Genomic DNA, 8,059 nt, shown 5'->3' with positions numbered 1-8,059 from the left:
GTACGGTCTGCATGGGGTGCAATTACACGGTCAGGAAACTACAGAATACTGCTTTAAACTCTACGACCGGATTCAAAAGGAAGCTCCCGAAACAGAACTGATCAAAGCTTTTGCCATAGGTCCTGGTTTTAATTTTAATAAACTAGAAGAATACCTGGGAACCTGCCACTATTTTCTCTTTGATACAAAGGGGGAACTACCCGGTGGAAACGGAACCCGTTTCGACTGGGAACAACTCAGGGATTACCCGTATAAGAAGCCCTACTTACTCAGTGGTGGGATCGGAGAAAACGACTGCGATAAACTGCTGGATTTCTTCCGGACTCCACAGGCTGAATTTTGTGTGGGTATTGATGTAAACAGTAAATTTGAAATCCGTCCCGGTAAAAAGGATATCAACGCCCTGAAACGGTTTCTTAAATGTGGGGTTTGGAACGAAAAAACGCAGTAATGAGCACTAAACTGGAATACGATATGGATAGCTATCACGCAGATGAAGAAGGTTTTTACGGGTCTTTCGGAGGGGCGTTTATCCCGGAAATGCTCTACCCCAACGTAGAGGAACTAAAATCCTGCTACCGGGAGATTATGGGGTCCCCTGAATTTCAAAATGAATTCAGGCAATTGCTCCGCGATTATGTCGGGCGGCCTACCCCCCTGTATTTTGCCCGACGACTCTCAGAGAAATACGGTACACGGATCTACCTGAAGCGGGAGGACTTATGCCATACCGGAGCCCATAAGGTCAACAATACCATCGGTCAAATCCTGATGGCCCAAAAATTGGGGAAAAAGAGAATTATTGCAGAAACCGGGGCCGGGCAACACGGTGTGGCCACTGCCACAGTCTGTGCCCTGATGGGCTTGCCCTGTATCGTTTATATGGGAGAGGTGGATATTGCACGACAGGCGCCCAACGTCGCCCGGATGAAGATGCTAGGGGCTGAAGTACGGGCCGCACGCTCGGGAAGCCGCACCCTGAAGGATGCCACAAACGAAGCGATACGAGACTGGATCAACAACCCGGAGGATACACACTACATCATTGGGTCTGTGGTCGGGCCCCATCCCTATCCCGATATGGTCGCCCGTTTTCAGTCGGTGATCTCTGAGGAAATAGGCAAACAACTGCAGGAAAAGGAGGGGCGCGATGCCCCGGATTACATCATCGCCTGTGTCGGGGGAGGCAGCAATGCCGCAGGGGCTTATTACCATTACCTGAACCGCCCGGAGGTAGGTATTATCGCCGTCGAAGCTGCTGGAAAAGGGATTAGCAGCGGGGAAAGTGCCGCGACTTCAGCCCTGGGCACCGTCGGGATTATCCATGGCAGTAAGACCCTTTTGATGCAAACAGGGGATGGGCAGATCACAGAACCTTACTCGATTTCTGCCGGTCTGGATTATCCGGGGATTGGCCCGATGCACGCCCACCTGTACGCCACGGGAAGGGGGGAATTTCACTCCGTCACCGATGGGGAAGCTATGGAGGCCGGAAAAGAACTCGCCGCCCTGGAAGGAATAATCCCGGCTATTGAAACCGCCCATGCCTTTGCGATTTTAAAGTCCAGGGAATTTAAGCCCGACGATGTCCTGGTTTTTAACCTCTCCGGACGCGGGGACAAGGACCTGCAAACCTTTATCGAGTATTTTAACCTCTAAGCCAGGGTGTCCATGAAGATAGAAACAACAAAAATTACCGACCGGATCGCCGATGCATTCCAGAAAGACGGGAAGCTTCTTTCCATATACTTTACAGCTGGTTATCCCAATTTAGAGGATACCCTCCCCATACTCCGTGAACTTCAGAATAGCGGGGTGGATATGATTGAGATTGGCCTGCCCTTCAGCGACCCACTTGCCGATGGACCTACCATACAGGAGAGTTCCATGGCTGCCCTGAAAAATGGAATGACCACGAAGAAGCTCTTTGAACAAATCAGGGACGTGCGTCCTGAAATCCACCTGCCGCTAATCCTGATGGGATATTTCAATCCCGTCCTCCAATTCGGGGTAGAGGCTTTTTGCAGGGAGTGCCAGAAAGCAGGTATCGATGGCCTGATCCTACCCGACTTACCCCTGGAGATCTATGAAAAAGAGTACCGCCCTGTCTTTGAGCAATACAACCTTAAAATGATCTTCCTGATCACCCCTCAAACCTCTGTGGAGCGCATCCGGAGGATCGATTCCGCCTCAGATGCCTTTATCTATATGGTGAGTTCTGCCAGTACTACAGGAGCCCGGTCGGGTTTTGAAGCTTCGGCAGCATCTTATTTTGAGCGCATCTCCGAAATGAACCTCAGGAATCCGCAAATCGTGGGCTTCGGGATCAGCAATGCCCAAACCTTCGGGCAGGCCACCCGCCACGCCCGGGGCGCCATTATCGGATCGGCATTCATCAAAAACCTTTCCGAAAACGGGATTTCCGGGATTTCCGGATTCATCAAATCCCTGCGCCCATGAAGAACCCCCTGAACGACTACAGGATTGTTATCCTGGCTTGCCTTACCCTCGGGTTGGCACCCTATTTTCCGGAACCGCACCTATTAGGGAAAATCAGATGGGTGGCAGGGGGTGCGAAAGGTATGATGCCCATGGACTGGTTTGACCTGGTTTTTCACAGCCTGCCCTGGATCGCACTGCTTCGTCTGGTATTTCTAAGGGTAAAACCCCGGGCTTGATTTTCTGAGGTCATTTTATGCATCCAGGGAAAGTCCTTACCTCATTTTTCTTTAGATTTAGACTCAAACTCAATACCCCCATGCACAAACCACTTAGTTTATTTCTGGCCTTTACTGCAATTTGGTGCCAGGCACAGGACAGCGCACTAATGAAGACCCAGGTCAGGCATACCATAGATGAGCTTGTGGAATTCGTGGCCATTCCGAATGATGCCCTCAATCCTGCGGATATCAACCGGAACATCACCTGGCTTTCAGATAAATTCAGCGAAAGGGGCTTTAATACTTCCGTACTCCCTACCGAAGGCCTGCCCTTGTTTTTTGCAGCCCTCCCTATGGACTCTAAAAAGCCCACCTTACTTTTTTACATGCATTTTGACGGTCAGTCCATTGACCCTTCAAAATGGGATCAGCCAGACCCGTATAAAACCGTGTTGAAAGCCCGGGAGGGTGAGGGATGGCGCTCCCTTGACTTTGGAGAACTCAACGATGACATCCCCTATGACTGGCGCCTTTTCGGACGCTCTACCTCTGACGATAAGGGACCCATCGTCATGTTGTTAAACACCATAGATCTCATTCGTAAAACGGAACAGGAGATTCCCTATAACATAAAGGTAATTCTGGACGGGGAAGAGGAAAAAAGCAGCGCCCCACTTCCTGCAGCAGTAGACCGGTACCGCGAACTCCTCGAAGCCGATTATCTCATTATTTCTGACGGGCCGGTACACGTCTCCGGACAGCCCACCATCGTATACGGGTGCAGGGGAATCACCACGATGAGCCTGACAACCTACGGGCCCATACTTCCGCAACACAGCGGGCACTACGGGAACTATGCGCCGAACCCCGGTATGCAGCTCGCGCAAATCCTCGCCAGTATGAAAGATGCTGAAGGCCGGGTGGTGATCCCAGGGTATTACAACGGGATCGAACTCAGGGAAAATGAAAGGGAAATCCTTCAGGCCGTACCCGATGATGCCGCCCGGATCAATGCCGCCTTACAAATTAAAACACCTGAAAAAGTCGGAGCTTTTTATCAGGAATCCCTCCAATACCCTTCTTTAAACGTGAGGGGGCTATCCTCAGGCTGGGTGGGTCCCGAAGCACGTACGATCATCCCCTCCACGGCCACAGCAGAACTCGACCTGCGCCTGGTTCCCGAAAGTGACGGTGCACGATTAAAGGGACTGGTTCGAAAACATATTGAATCACTTGGTTATGAGATCACCGATGACGTGCCTACCGCGGAAATGAGAGCTTCAACGGCCAAATGGGTCACCGTCGATGAAGGGAGTGTCACCGATGCCTTCCGCACCTCCCTGGACCACCCGTACGGGGAGCACTTAAAAGTCCTTTTACAGGAGACCTTCGGCCAGCCTGTTGTTCAAATACGTATAATGGGAGGCACCGTACCTATTGCCCCCTTTGTGAACGCGCTGGAAATTCCTGCTTTTCTGCTGCCTTTGGTGAACCCCGACAACAACCAGCACAGTCCGAATGAAAACCTTAAAATTGGTCAGATCGATTATGGGATCAGGGCCTTACAGGCGCTAATGACCACTCCAGTCGCTGAATAAGACCGAGTGGGTCCTGGCAGTACTTACTTACCATACCCCTGAAACCTGTGGAGCGCCTCAGGCTGAATTCCGGCTTGCGTTGATATTCCCATACAGGGATCGGGTGATGATTTTTTCGTACAACTCCACATTTGCGGAGGCTCCATTGATTTTTTGCAGAGAAGCCTGCTGTATCACCAATAAGGGGAGTACTATCTGCTCGCGGATCCGGATGGATTCCCTGGAGAGGAGTTCGTCCTGCATCAATTCGGTGTATCCCGAAATTTCGAGGAGCATTTCCTTAGAGAGCAGGTATTCATCCTTAAGGATTTTCCAGAAACCGCCGAACTCGGGATCTTCTTCCATATAGGCCGTGAGCTCAAAATAGCATTTTGTGAGGGACATCATACTGTTCAGCATCAGTGCCCTGAAAAAAGCCACATCCCTGAAAAGGGCCTTCAATTCGGATAAGCCTCCTTCATCCTTAACCGCTTTCAGGGCCGTGCCGATCCCGAAGTATCCCGGGACATTCTGTTTGAGCTGGCTCCAGGAACCGACAAAGGAGATCGCACGAAGGTCGGTGAGTTCAAGTTTCGCCTTATTTCCCCGTTTTCCCGGCCGGCTGCCAATATTGGCATTTTTATAAAACCTCAGCGTGCTCCGTTCTTCCAGGTACGAAATAAATTTCTCGTGGTGCTTCAGGGCGTTGTATTTGTCGAAACTAAGGTCTGAAAGCCTTTCGATCAGTTCGCGTTGACTCCCGGAAATCGCATTATCCTCCCCGTAGATCGTATTGGACACCCCGGCCGTAAGTAATTGTTCGCTATTGTGGATAAATTGCTCCGGGGTTCCGAAGGTACTGGTAATGGTCTGGCCCTGAACCGTCAGTTGAATTTCGGAATTGGCAATCTGTTGGGTCTGGGCAGCGTAAAACCTGTGGGTCTTTCCCCCACCCCTGGCCGGCGGACCACCCCGCCCGTCAAAGAAAACCGCTCCCACCCCATTGGATTCACAAACCTCGGAGAGTTTTTCTTTTGTTTTAAAGATAGACCAGTTTGCTTTGAGGTATCCCCCATCCTTAGTACCATCAGAAAACCCGAGCATGATAGTATGCCGGTTGCTTCGCTGCCTGATATGCTCCCGGTAGAAAGGAAGGTCGAACAGGGACTGCATCACGGATTCGGAGGCATCCATCCCGGCCATCGTTTCAAAAAGGGGTACAATATCAAAGGGGATTGGGCGGCCCTCCCAACCGCACCACCTAAAGAGTGCATACACAAAAAGCACGGCATAGATATCCTCTGAATTACTGATGATATACCGGTTACAGCCCGCCTCGCCATTCTTAGCCTGGATTTCGCCCAATTGACTAATATTGAGCAGGGTATCCTGAATTACAGGATCTGAATACACTTCCGGGTTCACCCTCAGGGATTCTTCGCTCAGTAACTGTAGCAGGCGTTCTCCCCCGAGTTCATCCAATGTGGAGTCAATATACCCGTGTTGTCTGAGGATGGCCTCCACCGCGCCCCGGTGTACCCTGTGGTCCTGACGAATGTCCAGGGTGGCAAAATGGGTACGGAAAAGCCTTACTTTGTCGATAAAGGCGTCGAGCTCATTCAGGTACAAGCTGTGGTACCGATCGATAAGCACGGAGCGCACTTCCAGGAGCGGTTCTATGATTTGTCCGAAATCCACCTTGCGATCAACGTCGAACATCGCCACGTAAATAAGACCGCGCAATGCTTCAACCTTTTCCTGCACCCCCCTGAAGGAAAGTTTTTTCTGCAGCTCCTTTAAGTCTTTGTTGTAGCATTTCATAAGTGTCGTACGAAGCGCGTCCGCCACATCACGGGTAATTTCTGCAGTGACGTAAGGATTGCCGTCCCGGTCCCCCCCGGGCCAGAACCCGAGCTTAATAATATCGGGGTTATTGTACTCCGGATTGCCAATACTCGACTTAATATGTGTGTAGAGGTCCCCCGCGGCATCGTAGTAAATATGGCGAAGGGTGTAAATGATATTTTTCGCCTCGTCGAGCGGGGTGGGTTTTTTACGGTTGATCAGGGAGGTCAGGCCCAGTTGCTGCAGGGTGACATCGATTTCATCGATTCGGTTGTGCATAATCAGCTCCCGCAATTCTGAAATGATATCCAACACGGCCGGGGTATAGAATTGGGTCGGGTGGGCCGTCAGGACAATTCGGGCACTGAAGGTGTCGAGCTTCTCGGCAACCTCATCCCATTTTCCGCTCTTTCGGGCCATTTGTAAGAAATCCCTTATGGACAGGGAGTCCGTATGCAAGTGCAGGTTTGAAAAGGCGGCATCCTCTACACTGTCGTACAGTACGACCTGCCGTTCCACATATTGAATGATCCGGAACATCAGGTCAATTCGCTTTTCTTCCGTTTCCGCCTCAGTGAAGGAGGAAAAAAACCCATCGAGGATTTCAGATGGGTGCTTGCCCGCCTTTAAACCCTTCTCACATTCCTGAAAGAGCAACGGGATCAGAATACCGACTTCCTCCCCTTCCGTATAGGGCAGGTTCAGGAAGAGGCTGTTGTATACATTGAACTTGTTACTTACGGACTTCTGAAATTCTGTTAGCCGTTCTGTCTGACTCATATAATTACTTCATTTTGAATCTTAATACCATATGACAAACCTATTTCTATCGTTTAAAGATCGGAGTAAGTATCCGTTCGGTCTTTGTCATTTTTGTTTTACGTAAACATCATACGTTTTATGTTGTTCATCGTAAAGGACCAATTTGCCGTCAGAGAATTCAATTACCGGATCTTTGACCGGAACAAGTGTAAAGGACCCATTTGCATGTTTCTCAACCCACTGTTTTGGAATTTTTCTCTGTTCTTTTCTACTTAGAAATCTTGTGAATGTAATATTTTGACCAGCACTATCTAACTCCCATTTGCCCTTCATTTGTTTCCCCTTATAGCCCCATTTTAAAGATACTATATCACTTGTATAAGTGCCATCTGAATTGAAATAGAAATAATAGTGCTTTGGGTTCTTGATGGTATCCTTAAGAGCTTCCAAAGTTTGCTCTCCATCCCTGAAATCCCCGAGAATTCGCCATTTACCATATAAATCCTCCTCTCCTTGAACCTGACCAAAGCCCCTGGCCGAAATGGCGGCAATTACAAGGAACAAAAGGAATCGACCTGTCATAGATATTTTTTACAGCGCTATCTTATAAAGAAACAAAAAAATCAACAATAGAAAGTAGATCCTATCCCTACTTCCGGACTTAGTTCTCTTTTGTATAACCCATTCAGCGGCTTTTGGCTTTGCTTTACAGGTCACTACAATAGCCTGCGAGTTCCCCCTAAACGCTTTATTATAAATACTTTTCTATACTTTACGAATTCAATCTCTGTCAAAAAAACTGCCTGTACTGCTCCACCCGAAAATCCAGGGTGGTATACTTCGGGTCAGCAGCCTTTTTCGCCTTGTATTCGGGCAGGCTCCCAACGGCCCGGTTGGCAGAGCCCGAGGGAGCGGTCAGGGAGACTGTGGTGATTAACCGCTCCGATGCACCCTCTCCAGGCATTCGAAATCGATGAATTCTAGGGACCGAATCTGAAATCCGTTCAAGGCGCAGGCTTTTCTCTTTCAAATGCCTTCTGAAAAGGTATTCCGGTCCATTTTTGCTGTTCCCCCCGGTAAAGAGCAGCTGTTTTACATTAGGATAACGGCTGAGTAAGGAGAGTAAATCGCGGAGTTCGATATTTTTCATTCCCAGATCTGAGGCATCGATGTGTTCCCTCTCTGCCCGGTCGACAATATCGCAAATACCTATCC

7 protein-coding genes and 1 pseudogene are annotated in these 8,059 nt (G+C 49.5%); 5 read left to right on the top strand and 3 right to left on the bottom strand.

Annotation, left to right across the window (positions count from 1 at the left end; genetic code table 11):
* The 5 genes from WBV75_RS03435 to WBV75_RS03415 all read left to right on the top strand — a co-directional run.
* The coding region (locus WBV75_RS03435; protein WP_424119259.1) for a phosphoribosylanthranilate isomerase at positions 1-451 on the top strand (451 nt) is incomplete at its 5' end.
* The gene (gene trpB / locus WBV75_RS03430) at positions 451-1,659 is read left to right on the top strand and encodes a tryptophan synthase subunit beta (RefSeq protein ID WP_424119258.1); all 1,209 of its coding nucleotides are present in this window, start codon (positions 451-453) and stop codon (positions 1,657-1,659) included. The genes WBV75_RS03435 and trpB, both read left to right, overlap by 1 nt.
* Before the next feature lie 12 nt (positions 1,660-1,671).
* Positions 1,672-2,460, top strand: a complete 789-nt coding sequence (trpA, locus tag WBV75_RS03425) for a tryptophan synthase subunit alpha (protein ID WP_424119257.1) — start codon at positions 1,672-1,674, stop codon at positions 2,458-2,460.
* Entirely contained in the window at positions 2,457-2,678 is a 222-nt protein-coding gene (locus WBV75_RS03420; protein ID WP_424119256.1) for a hypothetical protein, read from the top strand. Before trpA ends, WBV75_RS03420 begins: the two co-directional genes overlap by 4 nt.
* Before the next feature lie 80 nt (positions 2,679-2,758).
* A complete protein-coding gene (locus WBV75_RS03415) occupies positions 2,759-4,258 on the top strand; it encodes a M20/M25/M40 family metallo-hydrolase (protein ID WP_424119255.1) in 1,500 nt (499 codons plus the stop codon).
* A 57-nt stretch (positions 4,259-4,315) separates the two neighbouring features.
* Here the strand turns inward: WBV75_RS03415 and WBV75_RS03410 are convergent, their stop codons facing one another.
* The 3 genes and pseudogenes from WBV75_RS03410 to WBV75_RS03400 form a co-directional block, all read right to left on the bottom strand.
* Positions 4,316-6,862, bottom strand: coding sequence for a phosphoenolpyruvate carboxylase (locus WBV75_RS03410; protein ID WP_424119254.1), 2,547 nt, complete (start codon positions 6,860-6,862; stop codon positions 4,316-4,318).
* Between the two features lie 87 nt (positions 6,863-6,949).
* Positions 6,950-7,426, bottom strand: a complete 477-nt coding sequence (locus WBV75_RS03405; RefSeq protein ID WP_424119253.1) for a hypothetical protein — start codon at positions 7,424-7,426, stop codon at positions 6,950-6,952.
* A 208-nt stretch (positions 7,427-7,634) separates the two neighbouring features.
* Positions 7,635-8,059, bottom strand: a pseudogene (locus WBV75_RS03400) (uracil-DNA glycosylase family protein); the annotation flags it as partial.

The sequence above is a fragment of the Robiginitalea sp. genome, assembly GCF_049588695.1.
Lineage (GTDB): Bacteria > Bacteroidota > Bacteroidia > Flavobacteriales > Flavobacteriaceae > Robiginitalea.
This window is presented reverse-complemented; position numbering and strand designations above follow the sequence as displayed.